16 protein-coding genes and 2 pseudogenes are annotated in these 15,776 nt (G+C 67.1%); 11 read left to right on the forward strand and 7 right to left on the reverse strand.

The window, feature by feature from the left end; genetic code table 11:
* The first annotated feature begins 368 nt into the window (after window positions 1-368).
* Entirely contained in the window at window positions 369-662 is a 294-nt protein-coding gene (locus ACIBPB_RS26615; protein WP_396842177.1) for a hypothetical protein, read from the forward strand.
* Window positions 663-1,208: 546 nt separating this feature from the next.
* Window positions 1,209-1,640 carry a hypothetical protein gene (locus tag ACIBPB_RS26620; protein WP_396842178.1) on the forward strand — a complete coding sequence of 144 codons (432 nt, stop codon included), beginning with the start codon at window positions 1,209-1,211 and terminating at the stop codon, window positions 1,638-1,640.
* Window positions 1,641-1,683: 43 nt separating this feature from the next.
* Here the strand turns inward: ACIBPB_RS26620 and ACIBPB_RS26625 are convergent, their stop codons facing one another.
* Together ACIBPB_RS26625 and ACIBPB_RS26630 are read right to left on the reverse strand one after the other, a co-directional pair.
* Window positions 1,684-2,460 (reverse strand): hypothetical protein, encoded by a 777-nt coding sequence (locus ACIBPB_RS26625; protein WP_396842180.1) that lies wholly within the window; start codon window positions 2,458-2,460, stop codon window positions 1,684-1,686.
* Window positions 2,461-2,595: 135 nt separating this feature from the next.
* Window positions 2,596-3,426 carry a hypothetical protein gene (locus tag ACIBPB_RS26630; RefSeq protein WP_396842181.1) on the reverse strand — a complete coding sequence of 277 codons (831 nt, stop codon included), beginning with the start codon at window positions 3,424-3,426 and terminating at the stop codon, window positions 2,596-2,598.
* Here ACIBPB_RS26630 and ACIBPB_RS26635 point away from each other — a divergent pair.
* The 8 genes from ACIBPB_RS26635 (at window position 3,400) to ACIBPB_RS26670 (ending at window position 10,561) form a co-directional block, all read left to right on the forward strand.
* The gene (locus tag ACIBPB_RS26635) at window positions 3,400-3,723 is read left to right on the forward strand and encodes a hypothetical protein (protein WP_396842182.1); all 324 of its coding nucleotides are present in this window, start codon (window positions 3,400-3,402) and stop codon (window positions 3,721-3,723) included. The genes ACIBPB_RS26630 and ACIBPB_RS26635 overlap by 27 nt on opposite strands.
* A 139-nt stretch (window positions 3,724-3,862) precedes the next feature.
* Window positions 3,863-5,305, forward strand: coding sequence for a B12-binding domain-containing radical SAM protein (locus ACIBPB_RS26640; RefSeq protein ID WP_396842183.1), 1,443 nt, complete (start codon window positions 3,863-3,865; stop codon window positions 5,303-5,305).
* Window positions 5,265-5,930, forward strand: a complete 666-nt coding sequence (locus ACIBPB_RS26645; RefSeq protein WP_396842184.1) for an ATP-binding protein — start codon at window positions 5,265-5,267, stop codon at window positions 5,928-5,930. The genes ACIBPB_RS26640 and ACIBPB_RS26645 overlap by 41 nt, the downstream gene beginning before the upstream one ends.
* A 50-nt stretch (window positions 5,931-5,980) precedes the next feature.
* Window positions 5,981-6,499 (forward strand): CYTH domain-containing protein, encoded by a 519-nt coding sequence (locus ACIBPB_RS26650; protein ID WP_396842185.1) that lies wholly within the window; start codon window positions 5,981-5,983, stop codon window positions 6,497-6,499.
* A gap of 12 nt (window positions 6,500-6,511) precedes the next feature.
* On the forward strand, window positions 6,512-7,999 hold the full coding sequence (locus ACIBPB_RS26655; protein WP_396842186.1) for a TIR domain-containing protein: 1,488 nt from the start codon (window positions 6,512-6,514) through the stop codon (window positions 7,997-7,999).
* Window positions 7,989-8,897, forward strand: a complete 909-nt coding sequence (locus ACIBPB_RS26660) for a radical SAM protein (RefSeq protein ID WP_396842187.1) — start codon at window positions 7,989-7,991, stop codon at window positions 8,895-8,897. Before ACIBPB_RS26655 ends, ACIBPB_RS26660 begins: the two co-directional genes overlap by 11 nt.
* A gap of 9 nt (window positions 8,898-8,906) precedes the next feature.
* On the forward strand, window positions 8,907-9,671 hold the full coding sequence (locus ACIBPB_RS26665; protein ID WP_396842188.1) for an HD domain-containing protein: 765 nt from the start codon (window positions 8,907-8,909) through the stop codon (window positions 9,669-9,671).
* Window positions 9,672-10,105: 434 nt separating this feature from the next.
* Complete coding sequence (locus tag ACIBPB_RS26670) at window positions 10,106-10,561, forward strand: HIT family protein (protein WP_396842189.1); 456 nt, start codon at window positions 10,106-10,108, stop codon at window positions 10,559-10,561.
* Between the two features lie 27 nt (window positions 10,562-10,588).
* On the opposite strand, the gene ACIBPB_RS26675 is transcribed toward ACIBPB_RS26670, so the two are convergent.
* Window positions 10,589-10,813 (reverse strand): hypothetical protein, encoded by a 225-nt coding sequence (locus tag ACIBPB_RS26675; protein WP_396842190.1) that lies wholly within the window; start codon window positions 10,811-10,813, stop codon window positions 10,589-10,591.
* 546 nt (window positions 10,814-11,359) lie between these two features.
* Here ACIBPB_RS26675 and ACIBPB_RS26680 point away from each other — a divergent pair.
* Window positions 11,360-11,503: pseudogene (locus tag ACIBPB_RS26680) on the forward strand (IS256 family transposase); the annotation flags it as partial.
* A gap of 409 nt (window positions 11,504-11,912) precedes the next feature.
* Here the strand turns inward: ACIBPB_RS26680 and ACIBPB_RS26685 are convergent.
* The 4 genes and pseudogenes from ACIBPB_RS26685 to ACIBPB_RS26700 form a co-directional block, all read right to left on the reverse strand.
* Window positions 11,913-12,887 (reverse strand): annotated as a pseudogene (locus ACIBPB_RS26685) (acyltransferase); the annotation flags it as partial.
* Window positions 12,884-13,780 carry an alpha/beta hydrolase gene (locus ACIBPB_RS26690; RefSeq protein WP_396842191.1) on the reverse strand — a complete coding sequence of 299 codons (897 nt, stop codon included), beginning with the start codon at window positions 13,778-13,780 and terminating at the stop codon, window positions 12,884-12,886. The gene ACIBPB_RS26690 and the pseudogene ACIBPB_RS26685, both read right to left, overlap by 4 nt.
* A 98-nt stretch (window positions 13,781-13,878) precedes the next feature.
* A complete protein-coding gene (locus ACIBPB_RS26695; protein ID WP_396842192.1) occupies window positions 13,879-14,541 on the reverse strand; it encodes a response regulator in 663 nt (220 codons plus the stop codon).
* Complete coding sequence (locus tag ACIBPB_RS26700) at window positions 14,538-15,755, reverse strand: sensor histidine kinase (protein ID WP_396842193.1); 1,218 nt, start codon at window positions 15,753-15,755, stop codon at window positions 14,538-14,540. The genes ACIBPB_RS26695 and ACIBPB_RS26700 overlap by 4 nt, the downstream gene beginning before the upstream one ends.
* Window positions 15,756-15,776: the final 21 nt, after the last annotated feature.

Raw genomic sequence — 15,776 nt, forward strand, 5'->3', positions numbered from 1 at the left:
CGATGGTCATGGTGGCGACGCCGCCACCAGTTCAGAGCCAAAACAAGCCACTACCAGCGAAGACAACGACTCCGCGAAGTGCGGCTGGAGTACTAGAAGGGTCTGAGTTGGTACCCGATGAGCTCTTCGCCTTGGCTAGCCGACTCTGGGACCTGCGTAACCGCGTCGTCCACGGGACCGAAGTACCGAGCACCAAGGACGCCCATGAGTATGTGCTCTCCGCATGGCGTTTGGCAGCCGCGCTGAGCCGGCTGGTTCCCCACTACGGCACCCCGCCAGTACAACTCCCGGCGCAAGTCCCGACAGGTGAAGGCTGAGTCTCAGACCAGGTGGGGCGCGGGTTAGACGTAGGCCGAAATCCTCATACGTTGCTGTTGCGCCGCTGGGGCGCGCCAACGGAGGCGGACACCATATCCAACCCGACCACCGTCGACGCCGAGCCGAAGCGGACCACCAAGAAGAGCACCGCGGCCAAGTCCGAATTCGCTCCCAAGGTCACCGACAAGGGCCGCCTGGACCACGTCGTTGTCGATCCGCACCGTCTCGAGCTTCTCGCCCGCCTCCGTCATCCGCACGATCAGCGAGCAACGCCGATGCAGATCAATACTCGCGATCTGCCGGCCGTCGTACTCTGCCTGTATGAGGGGCCCCCTTCGTTGTGAGACGTGAGCACCCCGAGCATCCCGCCCGGGACCCACGAGGAGCGAGGCCCCGCTCCTTCATGCCATCAAGCGGCGACTTGAACCCCAGCAGGGCACTCCGCCCCGGTCGCGGACTGCCGTGGATGGCGAGCCTGTGCGGCTCAAAGACCCCGGTTTTCCGCCGGAAGGTGTGGACGACGAGGACCGGTTGCCCCGGTACCTCCACGAGGCCCAGGACGACGGTCGCCTGTAAGGCCCGTGACGCGGTTCGGTTGGTAACCGCGGCCCGCCGGGCCGCGTTCGTGCGTCTGGGGCGACCTGAGAGCCCCTCGCTCTGGCAGCGTGTCGCGCAGGTCGGGTACGCTGGCGGCCGCAGCGCTACAAACCGCACTCCGTGCGATGGCAAGACCGGACCTGCCCGCGAAGGCCGTCCGATGGCGAGTCGTAAGGGATCGGCTCGGTTCACCAGTCAACGAACTGGTCGAGCTGAACTATGCCCTGCGCGGACGTCTCTCGACCAGATGAGTGAGAGGCGAGATCGTGGGGCTCGTAGAACCGGGACTCTGGGTGGCGCTCCCTGGCGCTATTGCTGTTGTTTCATCTCTGGCGTTCCGTCTGGTCCGCGAGAAGATCCGCGCCGACCGGGACCGGGCGTTGGTGGAGATGGCCCTCCGCGACAGCGAACCTGGCGATCGTCGGGACATCCTTGAAGGGCTAGCGGAACTGCGCCTGCTGAATGCCCAAGCGCTTCGTGGCGAGGAGCCGGGTAGCGATCTCGCGCCCGCGACGCCGGGGAGACAGCGCACGACGCCGGGCGCGAGGGGCACTCAACAGATCACGCATAGCCTCTCGTGCATCGTCACGACGAGCCTTATCCCGGTGCAGGACGGCTACCACAGCACACAGGAAGACCGGATCAGCGCACTTCCTAACCAAAAGCCCTACAGTGGGCAGACCCAGAACCGCCGCGATGGCGATCGGGTCAGCTGGTATCCATGACCACACCGGACTACTCCCTGACAAGAGGCGGGAGCGCCTTGGATCAGATGGTCAGGGGCTCCCAGCGGACAAGATCGACTGAAGTCCGCGAACGTCCTGTTGCTCGGCTGCGATGACTTTCAATGGAGCGGACCACCTCGGTAGACACGTGCTCAACGCGGGTAATCCTCTGCATCGACAAGCCGAGGATTCGTCGGATGACGATCTTGACATGCCGCGCCAGCATGCCGCCGATGTCAAGGCGAGACCAGCGTCGCGCCAATTCCGCATGAGCCTCTGTCGCAACATGATCGACAATGAGGACCCAGGTCTTGCCGGCACCGACACTGCTCGATATGAGACTGCGCCTCGCGATGTTGCCACGAAGCCGCTCCACGGTCGCGGACTCGGTCAGGTCCCGCTCAGCGCGTGACAGTTTCTTAGGAAGCGATCGGAAGAGGTCCTGGTGCAGCCCGTCGGTCCCGGCGAGCCACCTCCGTTGATCCAAGTCAACAAGTGCGGGGAGGACGTCTACCTCAGCAACATCGGTAGAGAGGTCGATCTTGAAAGACTTACGGGTGGAGGTGGCGGGGTGCCGGTACGTCCGCCCCACAGCTTGGAGCAGCAGGTCAACGGGCCGTATCGGTGAGACATAGCCATCTACCGCAGCGCCCGTGATCTTGTCGTAGTACTTGGTCAGCTTGCTAGAGACCCGATCGGCCACCTCGGGCTGAGCCAGGAGCGTTGTGACGTCAACGTCCGCGCGACTGAGTCGCTGCGCGCGGGTATACCGCCCAAGCGAGTCAGTGGCGTACGGCTTGTAGACAGGGTAGCGGGTCAACCGACAGTCGATCCGGTGTACAAACCGACATCACATCGTCAGGCTGCCCGCCTCGGAGCCGGACTGCTTCTCCGCAGGTCAGCCCACGTACGGCGGTGTCGTTTTCGGCGAACCTCGACGCTGCGGCGCCGGGCGTCAGTCCGCCGTGGCCTGGGAGGTCGTGCCATTGTCCACGTAGCTGGTCTGCTGCTCCACGAGTTCGTCCACGAGCGCCGAGAAGGTGTCCGTCACCCACTGCGGCCTGTGTAGCTCCTCGTTCCGCCCATGCATGAAGTGCTGGAGAGCAACCTCGGGCTGCTGGGATCTCCAGGCGGCCAGCAGGCTACCGGCGTCCCGGCCGTTGTCGGCTGCGTGCTCGACCAGACCGAGGTCGTGGAGGAAGATGACTCCCAACGCCGTCGCCCGTCTGGTCTGCAGCGTCCCGTTCGCGGCCAACACCTCCTGAACCCGGCGGTGGACCGCCGGGTTCCACGGCAGCCCGTCGTCCGGGGTGACGATCAAAGGGACGAAGCGGGTGCCGGGAACCAGGTTCCGGCCGGTGAGCTGTGGGAGGGACTCGGTGAGATGCCGGATGGTGGATGCCATCTGCTGGGCCTTGTTTCCGGCCAGGACGGCCGCCAGTTCCTTGTCCAGCTCGGAAACGTCCGCGCTACCACCCACCACGCGGTGGGAGAGCCGTCGGTTGTTCGCGTCCAGGCAGATCCACACGTCGCCGCAGTCCACGACCCAGTCGCACACCTTTGGCGTGCTCTTCTTCGTCTTCCAGGCGTGCCACATGTCGCTCTCGGAGTACACCCGCTTGAAGTGGCCCTTTGCAGGGAAGATGCGCCGCAGAAGCTCCCCGAAGCTGTACTCAAATTGGGAATTGAGACAGGACCTAAACGCCTCCTCGCGTCCGCCCGTGATCCTCTGGTTGGTGCCGCCGTCGATCTTTCGAAGGTGGTCAGCAAGATCGAACTCGGGCACCTGACCGAAGGCTCGCTCCAGCACGAAGCCGACCCGGATGATTTGCGCCGACCCATCGGGCAGCCGGACGATGGGCCGGCGACGAAGATCGTTGAACTCCCATGGCTGCTGCGTGGCAGGCGGCTGTCGCGCCACCCGCTGTTGCAGATCGGCCAGGGGCACCTGCCAAGATCGGTTACCGACCTCGTCCCTCGCCAACTTCCGGCGACGACGTCAGACAAGGCGGACCGGTTCCCCGCCCTCCTGTCAAGGATTATTTCGGACCACTTCTTGACCGTGACAACGATCGACACGTAAACCGCGGTGTGGCATTCTGCCATTACGGACCGGGGACTGCCGCAAGGAGCGCATCAGGCCGGTCCAAGGACTTTAACAGCACGGTAGACGCGGCCGGCTTCTCGAAGACTTGGCCATGGCAGTAGGGTGGCACCGATCTATGATGTCCGGCGAGCGGGTGGTGCTATTCTCCGACATTCGCGGCCGAGAGGGATACGCAAAGATCTTTTTTCCGATCTCCACGATGGCTATCGGCACCATCTTGCGTGCTCACGGCTTGAACGTCAGGATCGTTGACGCTCAGGTCGACGAGGACTGGCCCGACACGCTCCGGAGGGCGCTGCCACAGTGCCTCTTTCTTGGCATCTCCGCACTAACCGGACCATCGCTGAGCGCGGCGTTGGATGCCGTGGCGCTGGCACGCGAAATCGCGCCGGGACTACCGGTCGTCTGGGGCGGTTACCACGCCACCCACAACTTCCGCGCAATCTTCGCCGAAGGGTTGGCAGACTACGTCATCAGAGGTGCAGGTGAGGAGGCGGCTGTCCGGTTGGCTGAAGCATTACAGCCGACCGCGCAGGGCGGCCGCGAGGAGTTGCTCGATCAGATTCCGGGCCTCGTCCGCCACCAAAGTGGTGAATTGCGGATCAATCCACAGCGCAAGCTCGGCAGCATGGGCAGCATTCCACCGCTTGATTATGCACTCGTCGATGCGGAGGCATACCTTGCCGAAAACGGACGGGTTCTGCATACGATAACGAGCTATGGCTGTCCGCATGGCTGCTCCTTCTGCGTGGAGCCGACCCAGAGCCTACGGAGGTGGCGGGGGAGAGATCCCGGTCGCGTAGTCGACCAGTTCGAGCAACTCATCCGCATGTACCAGCCACGGGTGCTGAGCTTGCACGACCCCAACTTCTCCTCCAGTCCACAGCGGGTCGCCGACATCGTTTCGGAGATACTGCGACGCGGTCTACGATGCTCAATACTTTGCGATATGCGGGCGCGGGACGTGCTGCGGCTCGCCGATTTGATGGATCTGCAGCGCTTGCGGGAAGCGGGTTTCGACAGCATCTTTTTAGGGCTGGAGTCCGGATCCGACCGCATGCTCGCGTTGCTGCGGAAGGGTTCGACCGCACAGGATGCGATCGACGCGTGCGTGCTCCTCGACCGCGCCGGCATCACGACGTTGGCAAGCTTCATGCACGACATTCCCGGTGAGACGGCCGAGGACAGCGCACAGACATTCGAACTGCTCGGCACCATAGGCGCCCTCCGGCATAACCGGCAGCGCCACCACTTTTTTACCCCTTACCCAGCGACGCCCCTGTTCGATCAGCTCGCCGCAACGGACCAGACCATAGCAACGAGAAGTCAGCGGCAATGGGCCGAGACCGGCACATACTGGGGTAGCACCGTCTGGCCTGGGCGCCCGCAGTTCCGGCGGCAGATTGTCGAGCGGCTTCGCCAACTGAGCGAAAAGTTTCCGTGGGCAATCGAGGACAGCGGCCTTCCGCAACTGGAAACGCCGGCCACTGCGTACAGGGCGCGGCAGAGGTTGGTGCATGCCCGAGGCGCCCTCCGAGGCCCGCAGGAAAGGGGTTGACGGCATGCGTGTGGCATTCACCGGATCGAGTTCGACGGGAAAGTCGACCCTCGCCAGCGCTCTCATGAAAGTCGAATCGTTTCGGCGTCTGGCGCCCCGCTATCTGCCAAGCGAGGGCAGGGAAATTCTCAGCGAACTCGGGTTCACCGGATTGGACACGATGACTCAGGACCAGACCGCGTTCTATGAGCTTGCCTACTTCGCCCGCAAGGTTAGTCGCGAGCTGAGCGCGGATGCCTTTCTTACCGATCGCTCGTTCGTTGACGTCGCCGCCTACTGGATCGAACGTGACGCAAAAGGTCGTGGTGCGTATCTTGAGTCGTTGCTCGTGGACCCCTGTCAACGACTAGCTCGCGGCTACGACCTGCATTTCCTGCTGCCCATGGGGTTGATCCCCTTCGAGGAGGACGGACGTAGGTCGTCAGACGGCCAGTTTCATGCCAGGATCGATGCCTGCATTCGCCGCCTTCTCGACCAATGGTGCATAGCCTATGTCGAGGTAACCGAGACGGAGCTCTCCGGGCGCGTGGAACTCGTCCTCAAGGCCCTCGGGCAGCGGCGTGCCGACGTGCCAATCGGGGACCGGCTAACCAATGCCAACAGCACGTTCAGGGAGGGTTCGTAGTGGAGTTGGAGTTTCGGTTTCGTCTAAATGACGACGAGGTTGCTCAGTGCATGGAGAAGTTCGACTGGTCTCCGCCAATGAGAGTCTGCGACCTGACGCTCGGCCCATCGGGTGCCACGTCGATGCAGACGCATGGCTGGGTGATCCGGCTGCGGCAGACGCCGGGGCGGACACGGCTAGAGTACAAGGCGCCAACGAACTCAGACTGGTCGGCTTGGATGGAGATCGGCACGGACGTCGCGGACTTCAGCGCCACTGCCGAGATACTTCGGCTGGCTGGGCTGCAGGTAGGGCTCCTGCTCGACCGAGTCCGACGCACCGCGACGGACGGGTCCGTGACACTTTCGCTGGACGATGTCAAGGGCTTGGGCCAGTTCGTCGAGATCGAAGTGGAGGCGGACGGTCCCGACGACCGCGTCGCCCATGGAGAATTGGAACGGATTCGAGGAGAGCTTGGCTTGCTGGGGCGCGAAGCGGCTCGGCCGTACGGTGAGCTGCTGCTCAACCGACTGGAATCCGAGCCGGACTTCCGGCTAAAGCATGAGCAGATGATCAAAGCGGTGCAGTAACGGGCTACGTCGATGAGTGATCCGAGGATGCCGACAAACCGCAGTCCGGAGCGGTATCTCCAGCAGCTGCTGGGACCTGAACCGCTCGAACTCGTCGAGTCCCTGTTGACACGCTCACGGCTGCCCGACGGGCGCTTCGAGGCGCACGAGTTCGGTCGAAACCAGCACTCGTCCGCCTCAGGTGGTGGTCTGCTGATCGGGCTGGCTGGCATCCCGACGGTCCCGGACCGGCTGCTGCATCCGGTGGTCCGGGCAGTCGAAGAGTTGGTCGGTGAGGATGGAATGATTCGCGGGCACGATGCGCACCTAGACGCACCACCGACGACGTGGGGACAGGCCCAGATCCTGCTTGGGCTGCTGATCCGGCCACACCTCACAGATCCGCTTGGGGCGAAGGTCAGGGCGCTGGCTGACCGGCTTATCGAGGTGCAGGATCCGTCAACGGGCGCTTGGCCGCTGCGGCCGGGCGACGAACCGAGAGCCCTGTTTGCCTTCTACCCGGCACTCTCCCTCACCCGGCTCTCGACGCTCAACCCGGTCGGGAACGCGTCCATCCGGTCCGCCTTGCTGCGATCGCGCGAATACCTGACAGAGACCATCGAGGAGGACCGGGACTCTCCGGAGGAACAGCTGCTCGCATTACGCGCGCTGGAGGTGCTGTCCCGGCTGCGCCTAGCGGAGTACGACGACCCGGCTAGGCTGGCCGAGTTGCGGATGACCGTACTGGACCGTCTATGGCCAGCGGGAGCCGTGATGCGGGTGCAGAACCGGCCAGTTGTCGTGTACCCCCAACCGACGTGGCACGCGATGATCTGGAAGCCTCTGCTCTACCTCGCTGTCCGGGGCGCCTCGCCACTCGCGCCGTTGCCGGTGCGGCTGGGATACGAACTCGTCACGACCTTCGACCCCGCGGTCAAGGCTTGGCACGGGCCTACCCGCCCGGCGGGGCCCGGAGTCTCCTGGGCATCCGCGCTTGCCCTGCTCGCAACCTACCGTCTCTCCCAGGACTTGATCAAGGCCAGCATCGACCTCTCCGACTGGCTACAGCGGTGCCGGGACCTTGAGACCCAGACCTATGACTTCGACGTGGCGATTTCATTCTCGGGCGTAGACCGGGAGATCGCAGTAGAGATCAGCGAAAGGATCAAGTCCGCCGGCTATCGAGTCTTCTACGACCGCGACTACCAACACGTGCTACTCGGCGAGGACCTAGCCCAATACCTTCAGGATACCTACTTCCGACGGAGTCGATTCGTCGTGGCAGTGATATCCAAGGCGTTTGTCGCCTCTAAGTGGGCCGGGAACTGGGAATGGAAGGCCGTCCTCGCGCGGATGCAGGCCCAAAAGGGGGCGTACCTGTTGCCGTATATTGTCGAAAACGTCGAACTGTTCGGGCTCAATCCCACCTTGGGATATGTCGACGGTGCTCAGTTCAACCCGGAACAGTTCGCTGACCTCGTGGTACGCAAACTACGGACAGGCCGCCGACATGACGAGTGACTCCATCGGGGGCCGGTACGAGCAGCTGGTGCCCGAGGGGGAGCAACTGTTTGAGCGGCCGGCCCTGCGTTTTCTGTTGACCGACACATGCAACCTGCGATGCGTCTTCTGCCACAACGAGTTCCAGGGTGACGTTGGTAGCCGGCCCAGGGAAGCTTGGAACTGGGATCTAGTGCAAGCCCTGCTGGCGGGCGCCGCGATCCAGGACCGTCCGCGCGTGAAAATCTCGGGAGGAGAGCCGACGCTGCGCTGGTCGACGCTCCTCCAACTTCTCCACATCAGCCGTGGGGCCGACGCCCGGGATGTGACGCTGTTCAGCAACCTCACACTCCTGTCCCGGTCCAGGGTTAGCACGCTCCGGGATGCCGGTGTCGACCGCGTCGCCGCCAACCTGCCGTCATTCCGGAGTGAGATATTCGCCAGCCGTACCGGGCAGGACAGGTGGGCCCTCAGCCTCGTACTCGAAAACGCGGCCCTGTTGCGGTCGGCGGGAATCGCCGTCCAATTCAACCTGGTAGTGCCTCGCCTCAACGACGAGTCCGCTGCTAAGGCCTTTCTCGCCGCGGAACTCGCCGCAGCGGACGCCTCCTCAGCCACGTGGGATACCATCTCCCTGGTTGCCGACGACTGGTCATCAGATCCGACTGAGGTGCAGGGCTGGATCCGGCGATGGCTCGGGTCGGACTGGGGCCTCGTCGAGCGGACCGAACGGCCCTACCGGTCACACGAGTTCGACTGGGATGGCCGGCGGGTGCTCGCCAGCCGATGCACCCGCTGGAGCAAGGAAGAGGAGCGGGCCCAGGCCGATGTCTATGTTGTCGCTCCCGGGCGGATCCTGGGGTCCCTTGTTCGAGGCAGGGCATATCGGACCGCACCCGATCCGGCGAGCCGAGGGTAGGATGCCTCAGTGATCGGCCAATTGCCTGACGCGGTCATGGCCCACGGACCCGGTTCCGAGGCCGCCCGTCTGACGTCTGAGTTCGTGCGTTCGCGCCTCGGTAATGAACCGACGGGGCACGATTGGTGGCATGCACTTCGGGTGCGTAGGCTTGCATGTCACATCGCCCAAGCGGAGGGCGCGCACATGCAAGTGGTCGAACTCGCGGCCCTGCTGCACGATATCGCCGATGCCAAGTTCACCGGGAATGACGATGACGGCCCGCGCCTCGCCGCCGAATGGCTCCGGTCCATTGACGTCGAAGAGACGGTGGTGGCCGCCGTCCGAGACATAGTCGCGAGCATTTCCTTCAAGGGCGCGCTGCTCCCTGAGGAACCACTCTCGCCCGAGGGTGCCTGCGTCCGGGACGCGGACCGCCTCGACGCCATGGGCGCCGTGGGAATCGCTCGGACGTTCGCCTACGGCGGATACGTCCGCCGGCCGATTCACGATCCAGAGCAGCCGCCGATCCTGCACGATTCCGTGGAGTCGTACCGCCGTACGTTGGGCACCACGACCAATCATTTCCACGAAAAGCTGCTCTTGCTGCGGGACAGGCTGATGACGCCGACCGGGCGTGCGCTCGGGCGGCGTCGGCATCAAGTGATGGTGGATTTCCTGCGGGAATTTGACGTGGAGTGGGAGGGCCGCGACGTAGAGCTGTCCTCAATCGACGGGATCGCTTGGCCGGTTGGGACCAACATGGATAGCTACTACGGCAGCCATCCCGGTTGACGGAACAAAAGGGACGCCAACGGCTGGAGCTGAGCGTCCACGGCGCTCAGGACGCCTCTGCTCGGATCGATCCCGATGACAAGCTGAGCAGGTGCGGCGGTAGAGCTGGAGGGCATGGACATGCGTGCTTCTTATGGTAGGGGTGCCTCACCACCGAGAAGCGCAGACCAACCCAGGCTAAACAGACCTCTCTCGAGCCCCTCTCGCCGACGGCCGTGGCTGGTATGCAGGCCCTGCAGCAGCCCGTAGGCGCCAAGTGTAACTCCAACAATCCCAACTACAGCCTCGAAGATCATGGCCGCGGGCCAGGCTCTCTACCATAAGTTGAACGCTCTCTGGCACCGACCGCTTTATACAAAGGGAATGCCGTTCGTTACACAGACGCCGCGGTACCGACGCACCAAGCAGAATGGCCTCGTGATGGTGATGTTGAGGTGAGTGAACGTGCACCCTGTCCCTTCTGTGCTGCGGCTGAGGGAGCATCGCGGACGCCGGTGGTGTACGAGACTGAGAAAGTTCTGGCGCTGTTTCCGCTGCATCCGGCTACGCGGGGGCACACGTTGGTGGTGCCGCGCGATCATATGCCAGACATCTCGGCTCTCGATCCGGCCGCCGTGCCGCCGCTGATCGAGACGTTGCTGTTCGTTGCAAAGACAATCCGCCAGGCGCTCAATCCCGAAGGCCTTAACGTAATTACTTCGGCCGGCGCTGCGGCGACCCAGACAGTGCGGCACCTGCACATCCATCTAGTTCCCCGGTGGCACGACGACGGCTTCGGGAAGATCTGGCCGGAGCCAGGCCCCTCCTTCGCCGAGCGGGAGATTCGAGAGATGGCCGAGACGATTCGCATCCGTCTCTGCTGGCGGACCAACTCCATTATCTCAGTGTGATGGCAATGATGATGATGGAGACGTCGATCACCAAAGCGCACCGTAGAACAACAACAACAACAACAACGTACCCGAGAACGCCGCCGACGCCCAAGTGGTCTGGACGCGGTAGGTGGCGACGTTCATCGACAGCAGGTCGGTGCCGGAGGTGGACCGCCGCACATCGTCGTACAGACGACGAAACAGCCTCTCCTGCCACAGGTAGTAGCCGTCCAGAAACCAGAATGCAAGCAGCGGGACCAGCCCAACCACGGCGAGCGCCCAGGTCTGGTGGGGCAGTAAGTAAGGCGAAGAAGGCGGCGGCGATGGTCAACACCCAGCTCTTGATCAGGAAGGAATTGGTACCAAGCCGGGTGATTGCCGCCTGGATGAACTCCAGGTGCTTGATCCGGTCGGCACCGAGTCCGCCTTGATCGGTCACTTTAGTGCTCCTCGCCTGTGAGTGGGAGTGTGAATATACCTGCGCCCAACGGCTAACAAAGGCCGCAGCCAAGCCAGTTCATAGCCAGCCGGTTGGCGAGAGCCGCCATATCTTCGCTGGTCGTAGGCGGACGTCACCTGCGGAAAGGCCATCCCCTTCCGCACGCGGATACGCGGATCGCGCCTACGGCATGCATCGAAGTCCGGCGCAGCCATTCGATTGATAGTAGCGAGGGTGGATGGTGGCTCGCGTCCGCTGGAGTGGTGTACGACTTGCCCGCGATGGGCGTGTTGCGTAGATGAGGTAAGGCCATCGCGTAGATCCTTTAAACGTCCAAGTCAGATAAGGAGAAGAGAAAGCGATGGCCGCATCTAACTGTGAACGCTGTTGAGCTGCGGCGCGAGCAGATCGAGGCTGCGTCGCCGGACGTGTTGGAGACGATGGTCAAGACGTTCGCGCAGGCGGTGATGTCCGCCGAGGCGGATGCGATCTGCGGCGCCGGGTACGGGCAGCCCAGCGACGATATCTGAAGATCCAGCATCGACAGCGGCGGCCACCCCCCTGCTGAAACATGTAAATGTCGCCTGAAACCTGCTCTGAAAACATTCTTGGTGGCCTGAAGTCTTCGGTGAGAACCGACAGCCGGGCCGCTGTCGCGCCCGCCGCGCGGCCGCCGGAAGCGGTGAGCTGCGCCACACCGTCGACCGGAGCACCGGCACCTACGCGACCGACCCGACCGGCGGCGGCGACGCGGCCGGACGGACCGCCGGTGGCGACGCGGCCGGTCGGGGCACCGGCGGCGACGCGGCCTCCCGGAGCACCGGGGTCCGCGTCGCGGGCCGGCGACCGGCCGGGCCGGCCTCGCATCGCCAGCAGGACCGCCGCGAAGACCGGCAGCCAGCAGAGCCGGGCCAGTACCCAGAGCAGGTCCCGCGGCGCGGTGTGCAGGCCGGGCAGGGCGAGGCCGGCATGCGCGAGCAGCGCGGTCACCCCGACCAGCACGGGCTGGTGACCCAGGTAGACGCCCATGGCGGACCGGTTGACCGCCGCCACCACCCGGGCCGGGCCCGGCCTCGCCAGCAGCCGCCGCACCGCCGGACGGAGCAGCAGGGCCAGCCCCACCTGGGTCACGGCCAGGGCCACCGCCACGAGGGACGGCGGGCTGAGGTTCGACATCGCCGCGCCGGGGACGCCGACCGCGCTGGCCGGGTAGCCGAGCGTGAACAGCGCGGCCAGCGCCACCGCGCCGGTACCGGCCAGCACCGCCCCGGCCCGCCGGCCGGCCAGCCGGCCGTCGGCGTGGGCCAGGCCGAGCAGCCAGGGCACGCACCAGGCGGCCAGGAGCGCGACCGGCAGTCGGCCCGGCGCGGCCGGCAGCAGCCGACCCGCCAGATCCGCCGCGGCGACCAGGGCCACCGCCGGGGCCACGCAGCGCCCGGGCCCCCACCGGCGTACGGCGGCGCGCAGCGGGACGATCAGCGCGGAGAGGGCGACCAGCGGGAGCAGGAACCACAGTGGGCTGATCGCGAGCTGGAGCGCCACGGCGAGGGTGGCGTCCGGGGTACCCGTGACGATCGCGGCGAGCAGCACGGCCGAGCCGATACCGAGCAGCGCGAGGATGGGCAGGACCAGCCGGCCCAGCCGCCGGGCCCACCAGCGCGCCGCACCGCCCGGATCGCCGGCCAGCGAGCGGGCGGTGGCGTACCCGGAGACGAAGAAGAACAGCCCGAGGGTCTGCAGCAGCCAGGTGACCGGCGCCAACCCCGGCATGGCGGCCAGCGGGCTCGCCACGTGCAGCGTGCCGTCGGCGTCCAGCACCAGCGCGGTGACCAGCCAGTGCCCGAGCACCACCCCGCCGATCGCGTACGCCCGCAGCGCGTCGATCACCCGGTCCCGGCCGTTCACCGGGTCACCTCCCGGGCGCCGGCGCCGTCCAGCACCACCGACGCCACCGCGGCCGTCGTGGCGCTGCCGGCGGTCAGGTAGTCGTCGTGACCGGCCACTCCGGTCACCGGCAGGGATCGCGCGCCGAAGGCCGGGTCGCCGGGCCGGCGGCCGTGGCCGAGCCCGAGCAGCCGGACCTGCGGCACCCGGCGGATCCAGTCCGCCGGCGCCTCCGCCGCCCACACCCGTACCGGGCCCAGGTCGCCGGCCCGGTCGACGCCGAGGCCGATCCCGCCCACCGTCACGACGTCGGTGACCTGCGGCGGGGCGTCCCGCGCGGCGAGACCGACGACCAGCGCGCCGTAGCTGTGTCCGAGCAGGGTGATCCGCGCCCGCGGGCGCCGCTCGGAGAGCTCACGCACCTCCGCGCGCAGCGCGGCCGCCCCGCGCCGGGCGGCGGCCGAGCCGGCGGCGGACGTCACCGTGTCCGGCGGGTCGTAGCCGAGCCAGGCGAGCACGGCGACCCGCGCGCCCGGCGCGGCGCTGTGCAACGCCCGGTACACCTCGGCCGCCTGCCGGGCCGGCGCGCGGCGGGCGACACCGCCCAGGCCGCGGTCGAAGTCCGGCAGCGTGCTGCCCACTCCGGGCACCAGCACCACGATCCGGTCGGCGGTGGCCAGGTCGCCGAGGACCTCCACGGCGAGACCGTCGCCGCGGGGCTCGAAGGCCAGGAACCGCCGGCCCGCCGCGGCCCACCCGTCGTACGGCGGCCCCGCCGCCCGCAGCCGGGCGTCCACCGTCGGGTACGCCTCCAGATAGGCCACCGGCGCCAGCGGACCGGGCCGGGCCGGTACCAGCAGGCCGAACCCGAGCAGCGCGGCCAGCGCCATCCGGGCGGGTCGAATCCAGTGCATCGTGGTGCCCCCTCCGCGAGTTCTCGGCGGAAGGATGCGGTGCGGAGCGGTCGAAGATCGTCACCCCACGGGGCGGTTCCCGGCGTGCTACCCGGGAGCTACTCGCCGGCGGCGACCAGACCCGTCTCGTACGCGAGGACCACCGCCTGGGCGCGGTCACGGAGCCGGAGCTTGGCCAGGATCCGCCCGACGTGGGTCTTGACCGTCTGCTCGGCGACCACCAGGTCGGCGGCGATCTCGGTGTTCGAGCGGCCCCGGGCGATCAGCCGCAGCACGTCCGTCTCGCGTGGGGTGAGCGCGGCCAGGTCGGTCGGGCGGGGACGGCGGTGCGCCGGCCGGGCCGCGAACTCGGCGATCAGCCGGCGGGTCACCGCCGGGGCGAGCAGCGCGTCACCGGCGGCCACCACCCGTACCGCCTGCACCAGGTCGGCGGCCGGCGCGTCCTTGAGCAGGAAGCCGCTGGCGCCGGCGCGCAGCGCCTCGTACACGTAGTCGTCCAGGTCGAACGTGGTCAGGATGAGCACCCGGGGACGGTCGGTGCGGCGGTCGCCGAGCAGTTGCCGGGTCGCCGCGAGCCCGTCCAGCACCGGCATCCGGACGTCCATCAGCACCACGTCCGGGTCGAGCCGGCGGGACGCCTCGACCGCCGCCGCGCCGTCCGCGGCGTCGCCGACCACGAGCAGGTCCGGCTGGGCGGCCAGCAGCGCGCCGAACCCCTGCCGGACCATCGCCTGGTCGTCGGCGATCAGCACCCGGATCATCGCGTCGGGTCCTCCGTTCCCAGCGGCAGTTCGGCGGTGACGGCGAACCCGTCGGCGGTCCCGCCGGCGCTGAACGTACCGCCCAGCAGGCGGGCCCGTTCCCGCATGCCGGTCAGCCCGTGCCCGCTGGTCGGCTGCGCCGGCGCCGGCGGCCCGCCGGTGTCGCGTACCGCGATCGCCAGCACCCCGTCGTGCTCCCGCAGCCGGACGGTCACCGCCGCACCGGGCGCGTGCCGCGCCGCGTTCGCCAGCGCCTCCTGCACGATCCGGTACGCGGCCAGCCCGACCGCGTCCGGCGCGTCCGGCGGTGGGCCGTCCAGCCGGACCGCCATCCCGGCGCGTTCCGCCGCCGCCACCAGGTCCGGCACGTCCGCCATGCCGGGCTGCGGCGCCGTGGCCGCCGGGTCGGCGTCGCTGCGCAGCACCCCGAGCAGCCGGCGCAGCTCGGTCAGCGCCTCGCGGGCCGAGCCGGCGATGTCGAGGAACTCGGTCCGCGCGGCCTCGGGCACCGGGCCGACCCGGTACGGGGCGGTCTCCGCCTGCACGGCGATCATCGACATGTGGTGTGCGACGACGTCGTGCATCTCCCGGGCGATCCGGGTGCGTTCCTCCAGCACCGCCCGTCGGGCCTGCTCCAGCTCGCTCCGTTCGGCCTGCTCGGCCAGCGCCCGCCGGGCGTGCACGTTGCGCCGCACCAGGTCACCGAGGACCAGCACCACCACGAACAGCAGGATGACGCCGCCCTGGTTGGACCGCGGCACGAAGATCCAGATCGGGAGGAGGCTGAACAGCCCGAGCCAGGCCAGCACCGCCCGGTCGACCCGGACGGCCACCACGACCAGCACGGCGAGGATGACCAGGACCTGGCTGGGGCTCCACGGCCAGTCCTCCGTCGGCGGCCGGTTCGTCGTGCCGAGGAGTTGCCCGAGGAACATGATCCGCCAGGCCCACAACGGCCGGGCCAGCAGGATCGGCAGCGGTGCGACGGTGAGCGCCGCGAGCAGCCAGGCGGTGGCCGTCGGCAGCTTCCGCTCGTCGAGCAGGAACTGCGCGGTGATCAGGGTGAACCCGAGCAACGCCAGTAGCGCGAGCGGCGGGCCGGCGGCGGCGAGCCGGGGCCAGCGGCGCAGCGACGGCCGGGCCGGCGGGTAGTCCGGTCCGGCCCAGACGCGGCGCAGCGCCGCCAGGCCGGCGCGGACGGGGCTGGTGTCCATCCCCCGCAGGCTAGTGCGGTG

This window comes from Micromonospora sp. NPDC049836, assembly GCF_044465125.1.
Lineage (GTDB): Bacteria > Actinomycetota > Actinomycetes > Mycobacteriales > Micromonosporaceae > Micromonospora.

Bases quoted from the DNA above. Each gene is read 5' to 3' on its own strand.
- ACIBPB_RS26690 (WP_396842191.1), bottom strand. From the start codon at position 13,780: ATGCACTGGATTCGACCCGCCCGGATGGCGCTGGCCGCGCTGCTCGGG.
- ACIBPB_RS26700 (WP_396842193.1), bottom strand. From the start codon at position 15,755: ATGGACACCAGCCCCGTCCGCGCCGGCCTGGCGGCGCTGCGCCGCGTC.
- ACIBPB_RS26695 (WP_396842192.1), bottom strand. From the start codon at position 14,541: ATGATCCGGGTGCTGATCGCCGACGACCAGGCGATGGTCCGGCAGGGG.
- ACIBPB_RS26645 (WP_396842184.1), top strand. From the start codon at position 5,265: ATGCCCGAGGCGCCCTCCGAGGCCCGCAGGAAAGGGGTTGACGGCATG.
- ACIBPB_RS26660 (WP_396842187.1), top strand. From the start codon at position 7,989: ATGACGAGTGACTCCATCGGGGGCCGGTACGAGCAGCTGGTGCCCGAG.
- ACIBPB_RS26655 (WP_396842186.1), top strand. From the start codon at position 6,512: ATGAGTGATCCGAGGATGCCGACAAACCGCAGTCCGGAGCGGTATCTC.
- ACIBPB_RS26640 (WP_396842183.1), top strand. From the start codon at position 3,863: ATGATGTCCGGCGAGCGGGTGGTGCTATTCTCCGACATTCGCGGCCGA.
- ACIBPB_RS26650 (WP_396842185.1), top strand. From the start codon at position 5,981: ATGGAGAAGTTCGACTGGTCTCCGCCAATGAGAGTCTGCGACCTGACG.